The 23,466-nt window shown below is 44.9% G+C and carries 17 protein-coding genes and 1 tRNA gene; 8 read left to right on the forward strand and 10 right to left on the reverse strand.

Features of this window, described 5'->3' with window-relative positions; all coding sequences use genetic code 11:
• Nucleotides 1-99: 99 nt before the first annotated feature.
• Nucleotides 100-2,460, forward strand: a complete 2,361-nt coding sequence (locus R3D00_26740; GenBank protein MEZ4776802.1) for a choice-of-anchor B family protein — start codon at nucleotides 100-102, stop codon at nucleotides 2,458-2,460.
• Between the two features lie 16 nt (nucleotides 2,461-2,476).
• Here the strand turns inward: R3D00_26740 and R3D00_26745 are convergent, their stop codons facing one another.
• The 3 genes from R3D00_26745 to R3D00_26755 form a co-directional block, all read right to left on the reverse strand.
• The gene (locus R3D00_26745) at nucleotides 2,477-4,792 is read right to left on the reverse strand and encodes a hypothetical protein (protein MEZ4776803.1); all 2,316 of its coding nucleotides are present in this window, start codon (nucleotides 4,790-4,792) and stop codon (nucleotides 2,477-2,479) included.
• A 106-nt stretch (nucleotides 4,793-4,898) separates the two neighbouring features.
• Nucleotides 4,899-5,597: a DUF92 domain-containing protein gene (locus tag R3D00_26750; protein MEZ4776804.1), complete on the reverse strand. Its 699-nt coding sequence runs from the start codon at nucleotides 5,595-5,597 to the stop codon at nucleotides 4,899-4,901.
• Nucleotides 5,594-6,697, reverse strand: a complete 1,104-nt coding sequence (locus tag R3D00_26755) for a hypothetical protein (protein MEZ4776805.1) — start codon at nucleotides 6,695-6,697, stop codon at nucleotides 5,594-5,596. Before R3D00_26755 ends, R3D00_26750 begins: the two co-directional genes overlap by 4 nt.
• A 314-nt stretch (nucleotides 6,698-7,011) precedes the next feature.
• On the opposite strand from R3D00_26755, the gene R3D00_26760 reads away from it, so the two are divergent.
• Nucleotides 7,012-7,326, forward strand: a complete 315-nt coding sequence (locus tag R3D00_26760; protein MEZ4776806.1) for a muconolactone Delta-isomerase family protein — start codon at nucleotides 7,012-7,014, stop codon at nucleotides 7,324-7,326.
• Between the two features lie 13 nt (nucleotides 7,327-7,339).
• Here R3D00_26760 and R3D00_26765 read toward each other — a convergent pair whose 3' ends face one another.
• Nucleotides 7,340-8,767: a DoxX family protein gene (locus R3D00_26765; GenBank protein MEZ4776807.1), complete on the reverse strand. Its 1,428-nt coding sequence runs from the start codon at nucleotides 8,765-8,767 to the stop codon at nucleotides 7,340-7,342.
• A 21-nt stretch (nucleotides 8,768-8,788) separates the two neighbouring features.
• A complete protein-coding gene (locus tag R3D00_26770; GenBank protein MEZ4776808.1) occupies nucleotides 8,789-9,316 on the reverse strand; it encodes a DUF1599 domain-containing protein in 528 nt (175 codons plus the stop codon).
• A gap of 227 nt (nucleotides 9,317-9,543) precedes the next feature.
• On the opposite strand from R3D00_26770, the gene folP reads away from it, so the two are divergent.
• From folP to R3D00_26800, 6 genes are all read left to right on the forward strand, one after another.
• Entirely contained in the window at nucleotides 9,544-10,332 is a 789-nt protein-coding gene (folP, locus tag R3D00_26775) for a dihydropteroate synthase (protein MEZ4776809.1), read from the forward strand.
• A complete protein-coding gene (locus tag R3D00_26780) occupies nucleotides 10,319-11,107 on the forward strand; it encodes a diadenylate cyclase (protein ID MEZ4776810.1) in 789 nt (262 codons plus the stop codon). The genes folP and R3D00_26780 overlap by 14 nt, the downstream gene beginning before the upstream one ends.
• A gap of 251 nt (nucleotides 11,108-11,358) precedes the next feature.
• Nucleotides 11,359-11,429 (forward strand) — tRNA-Cys (locus tag R3D00_26785).
• Between the two features lie 502 nt (nucleotides 11,430-11,931).
• Nucleotides 11,932-13,701, forward strand: coding sequence for an OmpA family protein (locus R3D00_26790; GenBank protein ID MEZ4776811.1), 1,770 nt, complete (start codon nucleotides 11,932-11,934; stop codon nucleotides 13,699-13,701).
• A 76-nt stretch (nucleotides 13,702-13,777) separates the two neighbouring features.
• The gene (locus R3D00_26795) at nucleotides 13,778-14,683 is read left to right on the forward strand and encodes a YegS/Rv2252/BmrU family lipid kinase (protein MEZ4776812.1); all 906 of its coding nucleotides are present in this window, start codon (nucleotides 13,778-13,780) and stop codon (nucleotides 14,681-14,683) included.
• On the forward strand, nucleotides 14,680-15,678 hold the full coding sequence (locus R3D00_26800) for an ABC transporter permease (GenBank protein MEZ4776813.1): 999 nt from the start codon (nucleotides 14,680-14,682) through the stop codon (nucleotides 15,676-15,678). The genes R3D00_26795 and R3D00_26800 overlap by 4 nt, the downstream gene beginning before the upstream one ends.
• Nucleotides 15,679-15,688: 10 nt before the next feature.
• Here R3D00_26800 and R3D00_26805 read toward each other — a convergent pair whose 3' ends face one another.
• The 5 genes from R3D00_26805 to R3D00_26825 all read right to left on the reverse strand — a co-directional run bounded on the left by R3D00_26805 (nucleotide 15,689) and on the right by R3D00_26825 (nucleotide 23,457).
• Entirely contained in the window at nucleotides 15,689-17,197 is a 1,509-nt protein-coding gene (locus R3D00_26805) for an ATP-binding protein (protein ID MEZ4776814.1), read from the reverse strand.
• Between the two features lie 118 nt (nucleotides 17,198-17,315).
• Entirely contained in the window at nucleotides 17,316-19,433 is a 2,118-nt protein-coding gene (locus tag R3D00_26810; GenBank protein MEZ4776815.1) for a M43 family zinc metalloprotease, read from the reverse strand.
• Between the two features lie 122 nt (nucleotides 19,434-19,555).
• Nucleotides 19,556-20,962, reverse strand: a complete 1,407-nt coding sequence (locus R3D00_26815; GenBank protein MEZ4776816.1) for a tetratricopeptide repeat protein — start codon at nucleotides 20,960-20,962, stop codon at nucleotides 19,556-19,558.
• Between the two features lie 112 nt (nucleotides 20,963-21,074).
• Nucleotides 21,075-22,082, reverse strand: coding sequence for a tryptophan 2,3-dioxygenase family protein (locus R3D00_26820; protein MEZ4776817.1), 1,008 nt, complete (start codon nucleotides 22,080-22,082; stop codon nucleotides 21,075-21,077).
• 79 nt (nucleotides 22,083-22,161) lie between these two features.
• Nucleotides 22,162-23,457, reverse strand: coding sequence for an ABC transporter permease (locus R3D00_26825; GenBank protein MEZ4776818.1), 1,296 nt, complete (start codon nucleotides 23,455-23,457; stop codon nucleotides 22,162-22,164).
• Between the last annotated feature and the right edge of the window lie 9 nt (nucleotides 23,458-23,466).

The following is a 23,466-nucleotide window of genomic DNA, read 5'->3' on the forward strand; positions in this document are numbered from 1 at the left end:
AGGGAAATCAATCCCTTTCATCTTATCCCGCGAATCAGCAATATAGCCGCTCGATCGTATCAGATTAGTTTGTAGATTTACTTTTTACCTGTATATTCTATGCACAAACACTCGTTGATCTCGCTGTCAGGACTGGTTTTTCTGATCTTTTTTTCACTGATAAGCTTTGGGCAAATACCCCAAAATCTCTCCCTCTCCGGACATCTCTCATACCCCAAACCCCTCAATGACATCTGGGGTTATACCGACAGTTCCGGACACGAATACGCACTGGTTGGAACTTTTGACGGTTTGTCCATTGTCGATCTCGCCAACCCATCTGACCCTCAGGAAATTCACTTCGTACCTGGGGAAAACTCTATCTGGAGGGATATGAAAACTTTTCAACACTATGTTTATGTTTCCAATGAAACCGGCAGGGGTACGCTCATTGTCGACCTTTCCGGCCTTCCTCAAACTATTTCATGGAAAGATACTGTTTTGCAAGGGGTTAACACCATTCACAACCTGTGGATTGCGGATGGATTTTTATACGAATCAGGTTTTAACTCTACTGGTGGCTTCCGCATATTTGATCTTAACCCCGACCCGTGGAATCCTGTCTATGTCGGACAATATAATCCTCGTTATGTTCACGATGTCTATGTTCGCGGCAATCTCGCCTATTCGGCTGAAATTTATGATGGGTTACTTTCAATCGTTGATGTTTCTGTAAAAAATGCTCCGCAGGAAATCTCCAATACAGACTGGATCAATTCTTTTACTCATAACACATGGCTCAATGACTCCGGTACGGTTTGTTTTACTACCGATGAACTCAATAATGCGTATATCTACGCTTGGGACGTTTCTGATCCTACTGACGTAAGACAACTGGATCGTATCCGATCCTCCCTCAGCAAAGGAAAAGCAGCACCTCATAATGTGCATGTTCTCAATGACTATCTCATTACCTCTTATTATGCCGACGGCATACACCTTGTCGATGCTTCCCGCCCCAACAATCTTGTAGAAATTGGCTACTTCGATACCTCTCCCCGTACTGGACCCGGATTGGTGGGCTGCTGGGGTGCCTATCCTTTTCTACCCTCAGGACTTATTCTCGCAACCGATATGGAATATGGCCTGTATGTCCTTCAACCCCAATATATCAGGGCTTCACATCTTGAAGGGCTGATTACCGAAGCGACCACAGGAATCCCTTTGCCAGGGGTAGAGATCGAAATTGTTGGCCCGGGAATACTCGATTATTCCACGACCTCCGGCAACTATGCAATGGGCTCCACAGAATCAGGTGCATTTTCTGTTATCTACGCGAAACCCGGCTATGCCAGAGAAATCAGAACGGTGATCCTTACAAATGGTCAACTCACAGTTCAAAATGTACAGATGACACCGGCTGCTCCGGTTACTCTTTCTATTACCATTTTGGAGGAAGGGACAAATTCTCCTTTGGCAGATGCAGATATTGAAATCACCTCACCCTCAGACACATTTATATATAAGACAGATAACAACGGACAAGTCCAAATCGCCAACTTTACCAGCGGCGGTTATAAAATCATTGCCGGAAAATGGGGATACCAATCTGCAGACCTGAGAGCAGACATAAACCCGGGATCTCCGTCGTTGACATTCTATCTTGCTCGTGGTTACTATGATGATTTCACTTTCGATTTTCACTGGTCGGCTTTCGCCACTGCTCAAAAAGGCAACTGGGTAAGAGATATTCCCAAGGCTACTTTTAACCTGGGACATATCTACAACCCTGACGACGATTCGCCCCATGACCTTGGCAGAAAAGCTTATATTACAGGTAACCAGGGTGGAAATGCATTAAATGACGATGTGCAGAATGGGACGACAATTTTGCTTTCTCCTAATATGGACTTTTCCTCCTATATCGATCCGGTCATAAAATTTGACTGGTGGATGGCCAATCACGATATATCCGGCCTACCTGGTAATGATACCCTGATCGCAGAACTGATCCTGGGTGGTTCGCTGTATGAAGTTGCCAGGTTTTCGGGCTACCGGTCTTACTGGGATACCGCTTCCATACGTATTCGTGACTATGGACCGCTGGGCCCAACAAACTTTATCCGCTTCAAAATCGCTGAAACATCTCCCGAACACATCACCGAAGCGGGAATAGATTTTTTCAGGGTAATGGAAACCGCAACCACAGGCCTTACTGATGAATACAAACCGGTACATCTGAAGTTATATCCTGTGCCGGTGTCTGACTGGCTTTCTATTACCTGTGATTTGCCTTCATCAGAATCCAGGGATCTTCACTTTTCCATTTGGAATGTGCAGGGGAAAAAACTGGCCGATTTCCCGCTTTATCCTCACCAAAACCACTGGGCGGTTCCCTTTGATTTGCCTTCCGGAATATACCTCGGCACACTGGAGTCAGAGGGAAGAAGAATGGCAGCGCAAAAAATAGTGAAATATTAATTCCTTTATTTTATACTCACTGCAACTCCCTTACTAAATAGCTCAGCGCAGAATATTCATTACTTCCCATGTCTTCAAGAGACGCTTCCATCGCTGTAATAGCCAGAGGTGAAAGATAACGTGCCAGCGGAATAATGGGCGTAACTGCCTTTCCGCCCTGTATGACGGGCACTTTTTGGAGGTCAATGGAATAAAAGTCATCCGCCTGATTTTTCAAATCCCACAGATTATGATCGTTGATGGCTGAACGAAGATTACCCAGCGTAATTACCGGTGCGAGCAACTGATTGCTGGGAACCGGAGGCGCATCAGACAATACCTGGTCAACGGTTCCGTTTCTGACCAGAACGGAAATCAATTTTATCCTCCGGAATGTGGTATCCCTATCGCGTATGGCTGAAAGTTCTTTCAAAATGTATGATGCCGTACGCGCTCCGTAATTGTCAAAATACCCGGCATCCACAAAGCTGCCTACGTCTTTAATCTGCCCTGCTGGATTGACATAGGGAAAACTGGCGTTCAGAAGGTTTGCACTTATGAGTGGGAGGGTCTGCTCCGGATGTTGTTTGTAAACAGATTCGAGCAGGTCTATGCCCCGGTAGCCGGATTCATTTATCTTTACAGGCGAGACAATCGCATGCTCCCCGCCCTGCACCCGGGTCATATTATAAAACAGCAGCGGCCCCACATCATCATTCAACTGCATATTCCCCTTTCCTCCATACCAGAATCCCAGATATGGTTTGCAAAACGCATTGGTCTTTCCGTTTTCCAGGAGGCTTCCCAGTTTATTTCTCCATTCATACTCAAGTTGCCTGCCCCGGTCAACACCAAAGGAAAGTCCAAAAATATCCTTTATCAGATCAGCACCCATCAATAAAGTCAGAGAGGAGGATAAATAATTTTCCCGAAACATTTCCGACGATACGGCCGGCATTCTCTCTGGTGAGACATCGCCCTGCTTCATCGCAAAAAACGTACTGTTACCTGTGCTCCCGCCAGATGCGCCGGTAAGTGCAAATAAATGGTTTTGATAATAACCAGGAATAGCTTGTTCCAGATAACTATGAACGCGGGTAGTCCAGAAAGCCGCCCGTGATCCACCGCCTTCTGCTGACACAATTACAATCGGAAAGGAGTCATTCGGGTGAGAATTCAGATAGCTGTGGATTACCTCTCTCCGCTGGTTTTCCCACTGGCGAAAATAGTCTTCCATCGTGAGCCGCTTCCCCGGATTGTAAGATTTATAGATATAATTGATTTCGTGATGGCGAAAGCTATTGGTGATACCTGCACAGACAAAAATAGCTGTCAACAGAAAAAGAACTGTCGAAATCCGCTTGCGCATTCCCCAAATACGGGTGAGATACAATACCGTAAGGTAAAATACAAAAGCGAGATTGGCACAAACCAGCGGGTTCATGCGCTGCGACAGTCCGGGAAATACATTGATCAGGACAAAAACCGCTGATAAAAGTAAAGCCAGAGCAGCCAACGGATAACTAACATTTTTGTGATGCTGGAAAAAAGGCATCCATCGCCGGCAAACGGTAAATACCAGGAAAGAAAAACTTATTATAGCAGAGGCTAACAGTAAAAATTTCAGGTCATTAAAATCGCCCTGCTTGGTAAGCATCAATCTGGCCAGGACCAATCCTACAAACCCAAAATAAAACACTACTCTGCTACCCACATTCTCCCGGAGCCAGAAATTTAACTGATAGAATATCGGTTGGGATCCATTTTCAAGCAGCAGAATCAGGAGTATTGCGCCTCCCAATACAGCCAGTACGCCATAAGCTGAAATACTCCAGGGAAAACCCGCGGGATCTATTTCATTTCCTACATTCAGTATCCCCAGTGTTACCAGAAAAAGTAATGAAGCGGACAGTACTCTTGGCATCATTTCCCGGAAATGCCGGGAATAGGTATCGGTATAACTGGCAACATAACCATGGCTATACCCCGGATCAGTGGCAAAAATTTCTTTCCAGGTATTAAGTTTGGAGAATTGCGACTGGTTTTCTTCATAAAAATAGCGGGGCAAATACCAGCTGATTCCTGCCAGCGTAATCAGACTTATAAAAAAGAGTACAATCTGGAAATGGTTTTCCTGGTTGATCGTCAGCAACAAATCCTTAGCCTGGGGAAATGTCCAGTAAAAAAGATAGATAAAAATCAGCAGGACAATTGTAAATACATTGGTCATTGCGACCTCTCCCAGCAATTTCAGCCGGTCGGAAAGTTGAATCAGAAAGGTTTCTGCTCGTTCTCCGATTTTTTGAACATAGTTGAGGACTGATGGTTTCGACGTATTTTCGATGACTTCCATGAGGTTGGGTTGTTAATTATTTTACACCCCAAATAGCCCATTAAGTCAACCTTTTGTAATACCTGATTTTGCATCATGATTCTACAGGTTTCCCGGTAGAACCATTTCATACAGAAAGAAACATCCCTGCAAAAACTGCCGACGAAACTGTACATCCAAAATTGACGAGATCATTGGTCAGATGGCCCGCCCGCTGTAAAGTGCCACCTAACAAGGTATCCACAATATTCCCGGCAATTCCCGCCAGAAAAATTACAACCACCGCCGCATCCCATGAATGGGTAAAACCAAATAACCCCGCAATCACACCGCTACCCGCTATTCCAAAAAGACTTCCCTCCAGACTTACCACACCATCATTGCCCCGCTGCCCTGGTTTCATGCCAATAAGGTCAATAAATCGCCGACCATACACATTACCCAGCTCAGACGAAAGGGTGTCAGAAGTAGCAGCCGCCAGGCTCGCAGCCGTCATCACCACAAATACTGTGGCGTATTCCGGCAAGAGCCAGGCCATTAACCCACACAGACCCGCTACGCCTCCATTGGATATCGCGTGCCGTACCGATCGTTTTCCGCCGCTCTCCTGTGCAAGACCCATCTTCTGCTTTTCAGCTTTCCGCCAGTGGGACGCCAATGAACCCAGTACAAAAAATACCAGCAGCAGACCCAACAGAAAAAAACCGCCTCCCATAAAAATGCCCATAGCAATCACACCTCCAACCAGGCTCCCCGGCAGATCAATTTTCCCTGATAAATAACTCAGGATCACAAACACACCGATTGCCAGTGCGCCGCCGGTCATTCTACCCAGTCGGCAATAAACAGGTTGGTTTCTCTAGTGCCTCCATTATTGCGGTTACCCGCAAATACCAGTTTTTTACCGTCGTAGGAAAACATCGGGAAGGAGGCAAATTCAGCTTCATAAGTCACCTGCTCCAGTTCCGAACCATCAGGGTTGATCATGTACAGATTAAAACTGCGACCAGTCTCTGAAGCGTGGTTGGAAGAGAATATGATTTTCTTGCCGGAAGGGTGAAAAAACGGCGCCCAGTTGGCTTTGCCAAGGTGGGTGATCTGAGTAAGATCAGAACCGTCTGTATTGCAGGTAAATAACTCCATATTCGTAGGCGCCACAAAACCCTGAGAGAGCAGCTCTTTATATTCCTGCTTTTCCGCCTCCGTCTCAAACCTTGAAGCGCGGAAAATCAACTTTTTACCATCAGGCGAAAAAAAAGCACCTCCGTCATACCCAATTTCATGTGTCACCTGATGCAAATTGCTGCCATCTATGTTCATGATATACAGATCAAGGTCTCCGTTTCGGGTAGAGGTAAAGACAATCTGCGTACCATCTGGCGATACTGTGGCCTCCGCATCATAAGCGTCATTCTCTGTCAGCCGCTTCATATTGCTGCCATCTCGATCTGATATATACAACTCATATCCATTATAAATAGGCCACACATATTTTTTGACTTTTGTACGATCAACTTCCGGCGGACAGTCAGGCGAAGCATCATGGGTAGAAGCAAAAATAATCTGCTGGTCACCAGGCATAAAAAACGAACACGTCGTGCGACCTTCTCCATTGCTTACCCGGGTTAAAGTAAATGGCTCCTCCGCAGATATGGGTAATTTCCCTGTATATATCTGGTCGCAGGGAATACCTTCTGCGGGATTTGTGCGCTGAAGCGTAAGCGATTTACTGTCAAAACTGAAATAAGCCTCCGCATTATCCCCCCCAAACGTGAGCTGGCGCATATTTTTCAAATGTCTCTCCCCGGGAAGCACAAGCGAATCCTCCATTGCCACAGATTCGCCTTCCGTTGACTCCTGTGCCTTTTTCTCACTGCATGCAACAGCAAAAAGAGACAGGATAATTATATAAATGATGTTTTTCATAAAGATTTCTATTTGCCCCAAAAATACAGATAACTACAACTGCCTGCAATCCTTTCGATAAATCATTCTCTATTTTGGCCAGTTATAAATCTTTCTCTTAGCAGGCATCCTTTTACAGCAGGGCGGCGTTTATAATAGAAAGAAATAACCAAACTACTTCACTTTATTTTTAATCTTTCTGGTTCTGCGGGAAGATCCCTTTTAAAGGATCTTCCCGCTTCCTATTTATATGCTGTGGATTATTTTTTCCAAAAATTTAAAATAAAATAGCGATATTTCAGAACTAGTTGAATTCGACGCCTTAATACCGGATCATGGACGAAATCAATCTCTATCATCAATACTTGGTGGATATTGAACTCCCGGAGACGCTTACGCCGGAGTTCATGTCACTCATTCCCGAACAGCGCGCACAGGTGAATGAACTGATGAATGAGGGAACTATATTAAGCTATACGCTGGCACTTGACCGCTCGCGTCTTTGGGTGATTATCGTCGCCCGCTCAGAAGAGGAAGTGGATGAAGTCCTTGACAGTATGCCGATTATGGAGTTTTCATTTGCCACCATTCACGAATTGATGTTTCACGAAACCAACGCACGGGAATTACCCCGCATTTCGTTGAACTAACACCATCTCCGCCCTATTTGCCCAACAAATTCTGCACTTCCTGTGCCGAAGGTATATTGTTGTAATGCCATTTTTTCACAATTACGCCGTCATTCATCAAGACATAACCGGGATGTGAGCGAACAATCGTCTTTAACACTGTTTCATCCATAAATACAAACGGATACGAAAGCGCGTACAGGGGAATCAACTTCTCCATATCTGAGTACCCGGTTGCAGTCGCTCCAACGACAGATATCCCCGATCCTTTCAGTGCTTCCGAAAGCCCGGCACTGGCCCTCATCGCTGATTCTTCTGCATGATTAATATTTTGTGTAACAATCAGAAGCGTAGGCCCTGAGAAGATATTGGTAGGCGTAATTTCATATGCTTTACCGGTTTTGATCCGCACCGAATCCGTTTCCGGCAATAAGCGATATACATCTATTAATAGCATTTCCTCATCCGCAAAACTCCAGTCCTTACACTTGGGGTAGCCGTCGGCAGTCATTTGGGTTGTACAGACTTTAAGGTCAACCCCGATTTTGTATGCACGATAGTCTACGATCGGAAGGTTTTCATGGCAATACCAGGAATAAACCCCTGAAACCAAAAAAGTAACCCCTGTCAAAATAGCTGCAATCCGACTGGATGGTATTGCCGTAATAGTTTTTCGTACCAAAAATACAGGAATCAGCATGACCATCAGAATAACATCTTTGGTAAAAGACTCCCAGGGCTCGATCTTCAGCGCATCTCCAAAGCAACCGCAGTCTGTCACCGCTCCTGTAAGGTGTGAATAAGCCGTGAGTGCTGTGAAAAATATCATCATCAACAAGGTAAGCCATGCTGTCAGATTCATACGGTAGCCGGTGAGAATCGCCACAGCAAGTACCAACTCAAATACACTGATAAACCAGGCCATTGGCTCGGCAAAAGGAACAAAAAATCCAAAAAATCCTTTAAAGACCGGAAAGTGAGAACCAAAAACCAAAAAATACTCCTCCAGCTTATAGGCAAATCCTATATAGTCATTGGCTTTGACAAAGCCTGAATACAGGAAAAGTAGTCCGATATAAATCCGTATCAGCCAGATAAAAATAAAAGAAACGGGAAGCGATTCCCAACTCAACGACTGCCCCACACCGAGTTTGTTTTGTGCTTTGCCCGCCAGCCAAACAGAAAAAAATATGAGTAATCCCCCCACCAGGGCCCAAAGAAAATTGAGGGTAAGCCCGCCGGGAAAAGGATCGCCACTGTTGACATAAGCTTCAATGGCTTTGGGTGATCCAATCACACCGGTAACACCCAGATATAAAAACAACAGTCCCATAGCCATTCCCAGTCCATACAGTAGCTTTTGTTTCATCGGAAACAACCGGAAATACTCCATATATAATACTACTGCTGAGGCAAGCCCTAAGCCCAGTCCAAATAATCCGATAATCTGATATGTACTCATAACCAAATTTATTGCTTCTTTTCAGAGTTTACCCTCTGCTTCCCACATTTTTATTAAAGAAAATACCGCATAAACCAGCATATCCACATAGTTGGCGGCAGGCCCTTCTGATACGAGCAGCTTTCCTTCCTGATCTTCCATCTGCTTGAGTCTGAAAATCTTCATCAAAATCAAGTCGGTGATGGATGAAACCCGCATTTTCCGCCAGGCCTCACCGTAGTCGTGATTTTTATTGGACATGATGCGAAAGGCAAATTCCGCTTTCTGGTCATACAGGCTGCTCAGCTGCACTACGTCGTCAGGAATCTCCATATCGGGAGTTTCTTTTTTCCCCAGCAAAATCAGCGCGATAATGCAATAGTTGACGATGGCGATAAACTCACCCTCCATACTTTCGCCTACCTTATTGATATTGGTTTCCTGCAGAGAACGGATCCGTTCGGCTTTAATATAGATCTGGTCTGTTACGGAAGGCATCCGGAGAATAGACCATGACGGCCCATAGTCCATTGTTTTTTTGACAAACAACTCTCTGCAGATAGCAATCACAGACCAAAATTGACCGGCGGTTTTTTCCACGATGCGTTTTCGTTTATTCCTAAGTAAGGACATTGTCCCTAAACCGTGCACAATATTGCAAAATTCTTACTTCATTTGCTGAACCTTCAACCAAAAAACTAATCACTTAGTTGACAATAAGTCCAAATATACCAACACAACGGCCACGTTCGCTCAATTGCCGGGGAAAATTATTATCCCTGGATACCCCCCGCATTATGGGTATTCTCAATCTTACGCCGGATAGTTTTTCAGACGGAGGGCGATTTACCAAACCAGATGCAGCACTGGCACAGGTAGAACGGATGTTGCAGGAGGGCGCTTCGATTATTGATATCGGAGGGTATTCGACCCGGCCATTTGCAGAAGATATCAGCCCGGAAGAGGAATTAAAGCGGGTGGAAACGATAACAGGAATGATTATCGACCGTTTTCCGGAAGCGATTATATCCATCGACAGCTTTCGGGTGAAAGTAGCAAAAGCGATGATTGAACAGGGCGCACATATCGTCAATGATGTTTTTGCGGGTAGAGATTCCGAAGAAATGATGAGAATGGTAGCTGGATACGGCAATGTGCCGTATATTATGATGCATATGAAGGGAACCCCGCAAAATATGCAGAAAGCCCCGCAGTATGAATCAGTAGTAGCTGAGGTTTTGACATTTTTTACAGAAAGACTGAGCATGGCCCGAAGACTGGGAATCGTCGATGTGGTATTGGATCCGGGATTTGGATTTGGGAAAACCCTCCATCACAACTATCAGTTGCTTGAAGGGCTAAACGATCTGACAAGTCTGGACACGCCCTTGCTGGCAGGTATTTCCAGAAAATCCATGATCTACAAGTTCTTTCATACAGATCCTGGGGATGTATTGGAAATCACAACCGCCCTTCACCTGAAAGTACTAGAAAAAGGGGCCGGCATTTTGCGGGTACACGATGTAAAAGCCGCAGCCCGGATTATTCAGCTATTTGGTTACTTAAAAGAGCATGGAATTATTTAAGATTGGGTTTATCACCGTACGGCTCGTGGATATAATAGATATTTCCATCGTAGCCTTTCTCCTATACAAATTATATGAAAATCTCAGAGGCAGCCTTGCGGTAAGGGTCACCAGTCTGATTATTTCAGTTTTTTTAATTTGGAAGCTGGTTGATCTGTTAAATTTTCGGCTTTTGGGTACAATTCTCGACGAGTTTCTGGGCCTGGGAGCCATTGCGATTGTCATCATCTTTGCACCGGAAATCAGAAGGTTTCTGTCTGTGATCAGTAAAAATACTTTGATAGACCGGATCATGCGACAAGTAACGTCCCGGACAGAGTCAGACAGTACATATCGGGAAGTTGTAGAAGCGCTAAAAAGCCTCCGTGCATCAGGCAATGGGGCATTAATCATTCTGGTAGGAAGCAATCCTTTGTCTGAAATACAGGAAACCGGCGACAGACTGGATGCCAATATCACTGCCCGGCTGATCTATTCCATATTTCAGAAAGAAAGTCCGCTGCATGATGGCGCCATGATATTGCAAAACAACCGAATCTCTGCTGTAAGGTGTATTTTGCCTATCAGCAAAAATCCAAAGATCGATCCTGAGCTGGGATTGAGGCATCGTTCGGCATTGGGCGTTACGGAAATCAGCGATTCACTCGCGATTGTCGTCTCAGAAGAAAGAAGGGAATTGTCCATCGCGCTGGAAGGTGAGCTGGCACGAAATATTGACTACCAGGAGATAGAATCCGCTATCAGTAAACACTTCCAGCAGATGGCCACAAGGTAGTAAGAAAGAGAAGTTTTTTGAGATAGAAAATTTCCTAAAATAAGAGTACTTCGCAATAGATCAGTAACGAAGGTCAATGAGGGATAGAATCATGAGCCAGATGGGAGAAATGAAAAACTTTCTTCATTGATTGGCAGTGTACAATTCCCGAAGAAAAAAAACGTTGCATGAATAAGCTTGGACAAATTCAAGACGATATTTGATATACTGAAATTAATCACTAGTTTTGTCGCCTCGTATATAGAATGTCAGGCGACGTGGCCGAGAGGATAGGCAGAGGTCTGCAAAACCTTGTACAGCGGTTCGAATCCGCTCGTCGCCTCAACTTTCTTTTTTTTGCAAACAACTCTCCTCCAAATGGTTTTTTTGATCCGATTATTTACCGAAAGGTAAAAACTTATCCCCCGGAAGAATAACTGTTCCGGTTACGATTAAAGCCATTGGGTACAAGATTTGAGCAATTCCCATAACCCTTCTTGATAGTCCTGTCTAAATAGCCTTATTTAAGGTCGTAATTCAGTGTGTGTCTCGATTGTGCTGTAGAATGTTGAGGGGAAATTGAATACAAATACGAGCGACTTTTTGACATTTTCTTACGACCCGCATGCCTTTGTCCAGGTGACTAATTTCAGGATTTGCTAACATGTCCGAATATTGATTATCAATATTTTATAAGTTTACAAATCTCTTCGAGCGGCCTCTGGCAATTTGACCGGTCACGAATTCGTTCTAAACTATGGATTTAATGTGAGTTCCTATATTTCACACGTTCTCAATTTGTTTTATTTCACAATCAGAAAAGTAAATTAACCGGAAGGAAGTATATGAAAAATTTAAGACATCTCCTTTTGTTGATGTTCCTTAGCTCTACTATTTTTGGGTACGCCCAGGACGAAGACAAGTACAAGAATATCAGAAAGCAAGACTACGATCAAAAAGATCAGTACGAAGATGGTGACTATCTTTTCCCACCTCAACCCAAAAACAACTGGTCGGTGGGTGTGAAAGGTGGTGCCGCCTTCATCTCTGGTGATGTTAAGGCTCAACCAGGCGCTGGTTTTGCACTTGACGTTCGCAAAGCACTGGGGCACGTGTTTTCTCTTCGCCTTGAAGCCAGTGCTGGTCAGCCTACAGGTCTCAATTATCAGCCTACTCAGGGTTATAAAGGACACAATGGCAACCCATGGAATACCACTTACTTCAATGGAGGTGTAAGCGCCATCGATGGTAGTAATATCGCACCTTATGTTTATTACAACTATCGGATGCGTTATGGAGACCTTACTCTTCAGGGTCTTGTAAACCTCAACAATATCAACTTCTACAAAGAACAAAGCCAGTGGAATATTTATGCCGCTGCAGGTATTGGTGGAATGGCCTACAATACAAAAGTTGATGCAGGTAGCGGTCCTGGTGTGGATCCTTACGATTTCTCTTCTGTAACGGCTATCCCCATGACCGGCAACAATGGTCTCTTTAAAATTGACGGACGCCGTCAGCGCCTGGACCAGCTCAGAAGCATTGTAGATTTTGACTATGAAACTCCGGCAGAAGGTCATAGAGACGAAACGGGTCTTTCCTTAAAAGGAGACAACTATGTGGTCAACCCTGTAGTAACCGGCGCGCTCGGTCTTCGTTACCGCCTGGGCAGAAGAGTAGAACTGGAACTTGAACACCGCATTGCGTGGACCAATGATGACCTCCTTGATGGTCAGCGCTGGCAGGAAGCTGGTGGTGGTTTAGGCACAGTCTCTCCGCTTACCCGCGATTTTGACCTCTACAGCCATACAACGCTGGGTATTCACTTCCGCATAGGCCCCGGTGAAGAAGCCCTCTGGTGGAGCAACCCGCTCACAGAAGTGTATAGCAGCGCACAGGAAGCCCGTGAAATCGTCAAAAAACTGACTGATGACAGCGACAACGACGGTATTCCGGATCTCTATGACAAAGAACCTGATACCCCCGAAGGTAGCCCCGTCGATGGTCAGGGTCGTACACTTGACAGCGACAACGATGGCTATCCTGACAGTGAAGATGATGAGCCCTTCACACCTAAAGGTTGCCAGGTTGACCGCAATGGCGTAGCACTTGATGCCGACAATGACGGTGTACCCGATTGTTTCGACAAAGAGCCCAACTCACCTCCCGGAATGTACTATGATGCAAAAGGTGTAGCTATCCAGATTCCTAGTTCTGCTACAGGTGGTGCTTCTGCAAGTGCAAACTCTCCTTGTCTGCTGCCAATCATTCACTTCGAACTCGATAAAGACAATGTTAAGCCTGAATTCTACCCTGAACTGTACTATATCGCTCAGGTTATGAAGGCCAACACTTCACTCAAAGTCCGTGCTACCGGTTATACCGATGTCCGTAACACCGATACTTACAACAAAGATCTTTCCATGCGCCGTGTGAGAAACACCGTTGACTTCCTCGTAAGTACTTATGGAATTGATCCTAACCGTTTTGTAACTGACTATCAGGGTGAATCCAATACAGTTATTAAAAATCTTCCTGACAATTATTCTGATAAGCGTCTGGAGCCTCTCCACTACGTAAACAGGAGAGTTGAATTCGAATGTATTCAGGAATAGTCCTTCCGGTATTTCTTGAAAATTTCGATCAGGCGGTCTTTGTAAAAGGGCCGCCTGATTTGTATTTTGCCCCCAGATGAAGACCCTGTTTCTGATTAACCCAGGCTCCGGACGCAAACGCGACTCAGGAAAAACCATTAAAATTATACGCGATGTCTATCAACAGGCAGATGCTCCCTTTGAAATTCAACTGATAGACTTCCCCAACCTCGACCAGACCCTCGATAAGGCCATAAATAATGGCGTGGATAATGTTTTTGCCGTCGGCGGTGATGGTACGGTAAATGCCGTCGGTGCAAAGCTGATTCACAAACCCATCAATTTTGGCGTCATCCCCAAAGGCTCCGGCAATGGATATGCCCGCAACCTCGGTTTCTCAATCAATACCCGGCTGGCCATCGAACAATCGCTCGACGCATCACCGATTTTGGTCGATACCGGCCTCTTCAATCATCGCCCTTTTCTAAATGTCGCCGGAGTAGGACTCGAAGCCGAAGTCGCTAAACATTTTTCTCTGGGCAAAAACAGGGGCTTTATGCCCTACGCCAAAAGCTCTGCTGACAGGCTGTTTGGTTACAAACCAGAAGATTACTCGGTTTCTATTGACGGAAATCCGTTTATCTTTAATGAAATCATGGGCATCGCTATCGCAAATGGAACTCAATGGGGGTATGATGCGAAAATCTCCCCTGACTCCAGTATTACCGACGGTATGCTTGACCTGATCATCATTCACAAATTCCCGCTCCTGATGGCCGGACTCATTGTGGGAAAATTATTTAGCGGCCAGTTTCAGGATTCGAAATATGTCGAAGTGTACAAAGCACGCAGCATTGATATCGTAAGGCGCGAAGCCGGACCAGCCCAGATTGATGGTGAACCTGTCGAAGCTGGCTCCGAAATATCTGTAAAAATTGTAGATAAAAGTTTACACGTACTGTTACCCAATACGCTTACCGACAAAAAGATAGATTCATTGTGAAATTTTTCCTTCAACGGCTTTTCCAGGGAATCCTGGTCATATGGGGAATCGTAACTCTCCTGTTCCTGATTTTTTATACACTGGGTGATCCGGCAGAATACCTTGTAGGTGACCAGGCCGACGAAGCTACAAAAACTGCCATCCGGGAAAAATACGGATTAGACCGACCGCTGCCCGTTCAATATATTCTTTACCTCAACGATCTCTCGCCTTTGGGTATCAATGAAAACGGACATTGGGCAATCAAATTTCCCAACCCTGGCCGCTCATACCAGACCAATGCCCCGGTAAGTGGTATGATCGCCTCAAGAATGGAAGGAACGCTTATTCTCGCGGGAGTATCTATTATCTTTGCCTCTGTTGCCGGAATATTTTTGGGGATCATTTCCGCACTGAAATACAATACCTGGTGGGACAGGACCATCCTTTCTGTTTCTGTATTGGGAATTTCTGCGCCATCTTTTTTTATGGGGGTACTCATTGCCTGGCTTTTTGCAGTCAAGCTCAGAGGGATCACCGGGTTGAATGTAAGCGGCCATATTTTTGAGGAAAATATTTTTTCCCCTGGCAGAACGATCATTCTAAAAAATCTGCTCCTCCCCGCAGTAGCCCTGGGCATACGCCCCCTCGCAGTTTTTATCCAGCTCACGCGCAGCAGCATGCTGGAAGTTTTAAGTACCGATTATATCCGCACAGCGAAGGCGAAAGGTCTTTCTGCCCAAAATGTCTTACTTCGCCACGCCCTTCGCAATGCGCTCAACCCTGTCATGACAGCGGTCACAGGTTGGCTTGCCTCTCTGCTTGCCGGTGCTTTTTTTATCGAATACATTTTCGACTGGCAGGGAATAGGAAAACTCACCATTGATGCACTCAATACTAACGATTTCCCCGTTATTCTGGGATGTGCCATGACAATCGGGGTGATATTTGTAGCGGCCAGTATCCTGACAGATGTCTTATATGCACTCCTTGATCCGAGGATACGGATATCCTGATACCTGAAGATTAGTCCATGGCGGGAATTTCATCTGAAATATTGGGAAGCCATACCGAAAAGCGTGTTCCTTCACCAAAATGACTCTCCATATCAATCGTACCCCCCAGTTTGGAGATACTCTGTTTGACAATATATAACCCCAACCCTGTACCCTTGGATTTTTTGTTTCCCCGGTAAAACATCGAAAAGATTTTTTCACGAATTTCATTTCGAATTCCTTCTCCGTTGTCGGAAACGGTGATTCTGATACCCGCCGTTTCGGGAAATATACTGATAGAGACCACGTGTGAATAATCACCATCGCGCCGGTATTTCATGGCATTGGTGATGAGGTTTTGCAAGATTGAAAGCATACTGTTGCGGTCTGAGCGCACGGAAAGGAGCATCGGCACATCGGTCCGAAATTCCACATTACGCCGCTCGGGCATATGGTTGATACTTTGCAGGACCTCGTTTAACAAAGCGTTACAATCTATTTTTTCAGGGCGAATCTGTTCCTTGCTCAAACGGGTAACGTGAATCAAATCCAGCAGCGCATTATCCAGTCGCGCGGTACTCGCCAATGCCATTTCAATATATTGTCTTACTTCCGGTTGCAGGCAATCCTGAATCGCAATATTGAGAATACCAACAACAGAAGTAAGCGGGCCCTTCAGATCATGAGTCGCTTTGTAAAGAAATAAATCCATCTGATGATTGCGTTCCTTCAGCTCCTCCTCCACTTTTTTAAGGTTTGCCATCCTGCGGTTGGTTTCCTGTTGCAGCAACTCCTCCCTGACAGAAATTTTTGTGATATAACATCGATAAGACCCGATATCAGGCATATAGTAAAAATGTGCCTGATATACTTTATCCCCCAAATGAATATCCACCCCTTTTACCTGCCCCGCCTTATCCAGGGTACCAAAGCTGTCTTTCAGTTGCATCAGTAGAGGATGTGTGGACGCATGCGAAAACAGATAAGGAAATTCTTCCCGCCCGGAAGCATTGATATATACAACCGTACCACTACTGTCAACCTCTATAATCGGCATCGGGCTTGACTCCGGAAAACTGGCATGAAAAGCTATCTTGCTTTGCATTTGGGACAACACAAACATCAAAATCCCCTGAATCACAAGGATAATCACCATCAATACAGGATACAACCAGGGAATCACGATATCCGGAAAAATCCACCATGTAAATACAAACAGTTGCAGCAGCAACATGATACTTAAAAACAAAAATCCACGGGAGTGTTTATAAAATGAACCACTTAAACTCAACACAACCAACGAAACGATCCAATAACCTTCCTTAAAATCATTGAGAAAGGAAAGCAGCATTCCCCAGGAAGTAACGCCAAACACGACCAAAAGCATAAAGAGCCCGATCTTCTTTTTCACAAACTCCACCCGAAAAGATAATCCTGCAATCAAAAGGCTACCCATGCCGATCAAAACCCGCAATAAAAGCGGGTCATTTACAGGGGGATTCGTCAGCTCCCGGATAAAACCGAAAACGATGATACCCACAACTAACGCGATTAAGCCGAGTCGGCAAACAAATAGTTCGGAGATTGAGAATAGACTTCTCCCCTGTTTTATCATTTACAACATGCTTATTGAAAAGCTAAAATAACAAGTATTCTCTTTAGCGGATCAAGATTTTTTGATGAATCTCAAAATTTCCTGCGAAAAGTCGAACTAAATAGGTGCCGGCAGGTAAATGAGTGAGGTTTATTTCCTGACTGTATTTGTCTGAATGCGTGATTACTGATGATTGCCATACATTTTGCCCCATCATATTAAAAACCTGAAAAGTCAGAGCGCCTTGTGGAAGATTTTCAGCTGCCACCGTAAACATACCCTCATTGGGATTGGGATATACGGTTACATGGAGATTATTTTCAATTGTCTCTTCTATGCTGGTTGAGGCCGAGCATACACCTGTAAGTTTGATATTATCGAGGAAAATATTATTCCCGTAGTCATTGTAACTTTCAAATTTGAGTCTGAATTTTTCCTCCCCGTCAAAAGCTGAAAGATCGATAGAAATACAACCTGCCCATCCTGTGCCTGAAAAACACCAGTCATCTGAAGTCGCAGGAACAAAGCTGGTAAACCAATTTGCATTCGTGGCAAAACTCCCCGAACCGTTCTCTGCTCCCCGATAGAGAAGATACGGATAGGTTTGCCCCCCGTCAATTGAAGCATATACCAGCAATGAGTCGGATTCATTGTTGGAGAATCGCCGGTACGCGTGGTGAAAGTCCAGCACAACCTGCTCATTTGTTCTGAGGTCAATCACCGGCGAAACCAGTCCATCACGTGCACCTGTAACTGCATAGTCATATAAGCTGATTCCCATTGCTTTACTCCCTGATTGCGATCCGGCGACGTCCTTAATCTCCCATGTAATTTTGTTGTCGGGGTTTTCGACGGTCCATGCACCAAGACCTCCTTCAAAGTCTGCCTGAAAAAATACTCCGGGACCGGAAGAATTCACCTTAATAAAGGTATTTTTTACGATCGAATCCACGCCAAACTGATTGGAAACATGTAATACCACATCATAGAGCCCCTGAGTAAAATAGGTAACTTCCGGATTGGGAGAGGCCGAGGTTGCGGGTGTTCCTCCGGGAAAAGACCATGACCATATACCAGGGTTATTGTTGGATAAATCGGTAAACTGGATTTTACCTCCTTCACATATTTCCGTTCGGCTGGCGCCAAAAGCAGCTTTCGGAGGAATTTCAACCGAACAGACGGTAGAGTTTGTCAGTACCCCCCTTCTGGGAGAATTTTCCATCACGGTACGCATCCGGGTCTTCTGACAATTGGTAAAAATATTCATACAGACATCGTCTGTGTAGTCCATATAATTGGCGACCATATCCATTGAACCACAGGAAAAATGACTCGAAGGGCAGCCGTAATTGGGTGCTTCAGCAGTAGGTGTATCGCTGCAGTAGTCGTCTACCCCACAATTTCCATCGCCCCAGATATGCCAAAGGCCGAGCCAGTGGCCGATTTCATGGGTGAGCGTTCTGCCTTTATCGTAAGGTGCGCTAAGATTTCCGACTCGTCCAAACGAGGTTGGCCGGATCACCACGCCGTCTGTAGAGCCCGATCCATAGCTGGTAGCGAGGTCAGGAAGCGTAGAAGAATTGGGCAATTGGGCATAACCCAGATAATCATTGGCAAGATCTACGGTCCAGATATTCATATACCGGTTAGGATCCCAGAAAGTTTGAGGCTGAATATTCGACTTACAATAGCTCACCGTATATGGAGGAGTATTTAACGCGAGATCATTTCTGTTAATCCTCTCTACGCCTTGCTCGGCAAGTGTATTGCTGTCAGGATCGAGGGTAACAAGACAAAACTCTATCTCAATATCTGCCCCATTGACATGTGTATTATGCCCGGGGGTTCCCAGCATGCGGCGGTAATCTTCGTTTAATACTTCTATCTGAGAAGCCACCTGTGCCCATGAAATATTAGTACCGGAGCCGACAGATTCACCATTGTGAATAATATGTACAATGACGGGAATCGTAAGAATTGCGCCCTCTATGGGTAAGCTCCCTGAGCCCGAAGCCATCTGTTGCTGAATCCATTCCTCTAAGTCGTCCCGGGAGCCCAATTGGGGATACGCATCACGAAAAATATCATCAGCTTCCATGGTGGCACAGCGCACAGGATGTTCCTGCGAATAGACAGAAAGTGTCAATAGCGAAACAATAAGCAGCAGGCTATATTTAAGCATTTTTTATCCCGGGTTAAATCTACAGACCAAAGTAACGAAAAATCAAGCAATCAGTTTGTCTCCACTTTGTAAGACAAACCCGGATACAATAACCCTAAGGTAAAAATAATGGGATAGGCCTGCTATCTGAAATCCGTAATTACGTCCATTAGCTCAGGTTCGAATTTCAGAGAAGGGTTGATCTGAAAAAGCAGATAATGGCCTTCAAAATCGAGTTGCAGTGCCACTTGAAGCATAGCTACCCCCTTTTTTCGTTTTCCCGAATCATAACAATAAGCGGCACACTGATAGTGCAGTTCTGCAGAATATGGATTTCGGCTGATACCTTCTTCCAGATACGTAATCGCCCCCAAATAATTACCATCCTTATATAGCATTTCTGCCCAGTCCTGCCAGAGAAAAATTTCCTGAGGAGCCAGTCTTATCGCCTTTTGAAGATACTGATAGGCCTGATACCTTTGTTCAAGTTTATACTCGCAGATCGCAAGACACAGACAGATATGGCTGTTTTCTTCATCCAGTTTATATGCTTTCTGGTAGTAATGTGTTGCCTCCAGATATTTGTGCTGCTTTTCGGTACAATAGCCCATGCCCATCCACGCATCATTGTGATAGGGATCCAGCTTGCTTACGCGGAAATAATATCGAAAAGCCTCCCGAAATAAACCGGTCTGCTCATAACATTCGGCGATATGGTATAAAGTATGAATATCGCGGGGCAAAATCGTATCGGCCTGTAAAAAAGACTGCAAAGCCTGTGGGTATCTGCCCAACTCAGCCAAAATCTGTCCCCGGGTAAACCAGGCAATCGCATAATCCTCCTTTACAATCACCGCATAATCACATGAATCCAGCGCCATCTCATAATTGCCGGTCTTCAGATAAAGTAATGCGAGGTTATACCAAACTTCAGTGGAATAAGGATAGCTGTCGAGAAACGACTCATACAGGGTAATTCCCGCTTCAATTTTATCTTCAGATTCGAGCAGGAAAGCCAATTCAAATAAAGCCTCTTCAAAATCCGGACGGATTTCCAGTGCCTGAATATAATAATTCTCACTCTCTTCCGGATACGCGCAGATCTGCGCCACATTTCCCATTTGCAGATATATCTCTTCGGGCGAAGAATGAAGATGAATCAGGCCTGAAAGCAGTGCAATTGCTTCCTGATATTTTTCCAGTCGGGCGAGCAGATCAGACTTAAACATCAGGTACTCTGTCATACCCGGGCTAAGCTCAAGTGCTGTATCTATATAATGAATCGCCTGATTGTATCGGCCAAATTCGTAGTCTATTCTTGCCTGCTTATGATAAAGGTCACTGCTGGAAGGGTAAGTCTGAATCGCCATGCTGACCAGTTCCTGTGCTTTGACAAGTTCATTGGACAACAGATAATAATTATATATTTCATCCACCTGCAACAGGTCGAGGAAAAGGCTTTCCTGATCTTTAAGGCGCCGTTCAAAGTCCCGGGCCTTTTTGCGGGCCCGATGTTCTTCGAAATCGTTATCCCAGAAATTGTCTTTCATAAGGCACAACGAGACTTATCAGCAGTTGAACATCATCAAATATAGGATACATTGAAAATATTGTCCACTTGTTTTATAAGTGTTTTTTCCGTATGTATTTTATAACAAGTGGCTATTTCATCCAGTTACGGGAGATATTTTGCTGAAAAAATTTCAGTACCCCGGCTTTTCCCCAGGTATCTTTTTCTTCGTCTGACCAGAGTTCCGGGAAAAAAATAATGCGTTGATATCGGGGCGGGAGAAATGTGCGCCAGTTGGTTCCTCCCGTAGCGTCAATATCATTACCGCCGCTTACCAGATGTTTGGACGCGGCTGAAAGATGGCTCAGTTTCCAATAAATATTGACATACTGGTCGTATTCTCTGAGCGCAGCAATCGTTTCGGCATCATCACGCACTTCGGGTTTCTGGTTCAGAAACAGGTACTGAAGGTTTTGTTTTTCGTATTTGCGAATCAGTTGGATGAGCTCCTGATCGTAACGTTTTTCAAATTCTTTGAGCGTAATGGTTTTTTTGCCGGTTTCCAGGTCAATACCTCCTTTTTTCCAGTATATTTCCGGATAGATCATCTCGGAATCTTCTGCCTGCTCCGCTATTTTATCTTCCATGCGAATCAGATTTTGCAATCCGGTACTCATGATTTCTATTTCGCGAAACTGTGCCGACTGAAAACCGCTGGCAGGTAACAGCGCCATACGAAATTTGCGCAGCTCCTCGGGATCCATTCCGCTGAGCATAATATCAAAGCTGTTGCAGAGGTGTTTGAAATAATTGCTGATCCGGCTGATTCTTTTACGCCAGTTGGTCACCAGCAGATATTCGCTGTCTTTTCCCTGATCATCGGTAAGTGCATCAATCTCTTGCTTAATCAATTTAAACAACAGTTCGGTCATCTGATGATAAGTGATAAAAATCACCTCATCTTTAAAAGGTGTACGGGGTGTCTGAAGTCCCAGCAGACTGTCGAGATGAATATACTCCCAATAGGTAAGTCCATTTGAATAGTACAGTCCGTCGAGGTAAGAAAGCATATCCTGCCCCATTCCGACGTACTTATCTTCCAGCATACTGAGCCGTTCCAGAATCTGGGTCAGTTGGTTTTTCCAATCTTTGTTTGCCATATTGTTTCTCCAATCAATTAAGGGCAGCCAACCTGCAAAGTAGTGATCAAAACCTTATTCGGCAAACAATAACCAGAAATTACTGTCGATATTTTACCCAGCGAAACACCTCCTTAAACGAAGGTTTTTTTCCATACATCAGAATACCGGTGCGGTACACTCTTGCTGCCAGCCATACACATCCCAGGAAACTTGCAATCAATATCGCGATGGACAATACAACTTCATACCAGGGCACATCGGTCAGCGACATTCGCACGAGCATTGCCATAGGCGAGAAAAAAGGAATCAGCGATGCCGCAATCGCAAAGACACCGTTGGGGTTCTGGATAATATTGAGCACAAACAGCAATGGCAACATCATGGGGATGGTGATAGGAAAGGTAAACTGCTGGGCATCCTGGATATTGTCAACGGCCGATCCGGCAGCTGCCATAAGTGATCCATACAGGAAAAATCCTCCCAGAAAATAAATCGGGAAAAACCAGAGCACCGTCCAGTCAAACTGTTGAATCTCTTCCATTATGGTCAATACCATATTTTCATCTACCTGCTCCATTCCCGGCTGGCCCATAGCCTGGGGATCCACTGCTCCCATAAATGGCGTCATCACCATCATTACTGTTACCGACAGTACCATCCATAGTAAAAACTGTGTAATACCGACAGAAGCGATCGCCAGAACTTTTCCGAGCAATAGGTCAAAGGGTTTGACGGAAGAAATAATGACCTCTACGATGCGGTTGGATTTTTCTTCGATCACTCCCTGCATGAGTATTGAGCCATAAATTCCCATCAGCATATACATCAAAAAGCAGACTGCGTAACCGATTCCCGTTGCAATGGCCACGTTTGTCTGGACTTCTTCGCCATCTTCCTTTACTTTTCTCGTTTTAATATCGAGATCAAAATCTACGGCATCCAGTTGCGCTTCCGTAATTCCTGCCTGCTCATTTTTGTATTCCCTTACAGCAGTATTCAGTTGTTGTTTCAGCTCGGAAATTGCCTGACGGCTTGGGTTTTTAGCACCTACGATAACCGCCGTTCCGCTTTTTTTGTCCAGCAGGGTTTCGGAGATGGTCAGGTACAACTCATTTTTACTCCGGGATACCCTGGCCCGGAGACTGTCTTCCGAAAGATTGGTTTGTTCAAACTTCAGGATTTCGCCCGGCTTGAGGCGGGAGACGATCTGCGGCACGTCTGAGGCCTGAATGAGTACGGTATAGGCTTCTTTCTCTACAAAAGCTGCCGACAATATCTGAATCAGAAATATGGCGGCAAACCCCAGCGGAACCAGGAATGTGCTGATGAGGAAAGTTTTCTTTTTGACAATATTTAAATATTCTCTCTTGAGTATAATCCAGATGGTATTCATGTGAATGTT

The sequence above is a fragment of the Bacteroidia bacterium genome, from assembly GCA_041391665.1.
GTDB lineage: Bacteria > Bacteroidota > Bacteroidia > J057 > J057 > JAGQVA01.

Coding starts and splice junctions, on each gene's coding strand:
- R3D00_26810 (MEZ4776815.1), bottom strand. CDS start 19,433: ATGCTTAAATATAGCCTGCTGCTTATTGTTTCGCTATTGACACTTTCT.
- R3D00_26740 (MEZ4776802.1), top strand. CDS start 100: ATGCACAAACACTCGTTGATCTCGCTGTCAGGACTGGTTTTTCTGATC.
- R3D00_26780 (MEZ4776810.1), top strand. CDS start 10,319: ATGGAATTATTTAAGATTGGGTTTATCACCGTACGGCTCGTGGATATA.
- folP (MEZ4776809.1), top strand. CDS start 9,544: ATGGGTATTCTCAATCTTACGCCGGATAGTTTTTCAGACGGAGGGCGA.
- R3D00_26820 (MEZ4776817.1), bottom strand. CDS start 22,082: ATGGCAAACAAAGATTGGAAAAACCAACTGACCCAGATTCTGGAACGG.
- R3D00_26825 (MEZ4776818.1), bottom strand. CDS start 23,457: ATGAATACCATCTGGATTATACTCAAGAGAGAATATTTAAATATTGTC.
- R3D00_26790 (MEZ4776811.1), top strand. CDS start 11,932: ATGAAAAATTTAAGACATCTCCTTTTGTTGATGTTCCTTAGCTCTACT.
- R3D00_26795 (MEZ4776812.1), top strand. CDS start 13,778: ATGAAGACCCTGTTTCTGATTAACCCAGGCTCCGGACGCAAACGCGAC.
- R3D00_26750 (MEZ4776804.1), bottom strand. CDS start 5,597: ATGACCGGCGGCGCACTGGCAATCGGTGTGTTTGTGATCCTGAGTTAT.
- R3D00_26765 (MEZ4776807.1), bottom strand. CDS start 8,767: ATGAGTACATATCAGATTATCGGATTATTTGGACTGGGCTTAGGGCTT.
- R3D00_26745 (MEZ4776803.1), bottom strand. CDS start 4,792: ATGGAAGTCATCGAAAATACGTCGAAACCATCAGTCCTCAACTATGTT.
- R3D00_26755 (MEZ4776805.1), bottom strand. CDS start 6,697: ATGAAAAACATCATTTATATAATTATCCTGTCTCTTTTTGCTGTTGCA.
- R3D00_26815 (MEZ4776816.1), bottom strand. CDS start 20,962: ATGAAAGACAATTTCTGGGATAACGATTTCGAAGAACATCGGGCCCGC.
- R3D00_26760 (MEZ4776806.1), top strand. CDS start 7,012: ATGGACGAAATCAATCTCTATCATCAATACTTGGTGGATATTGAACTC.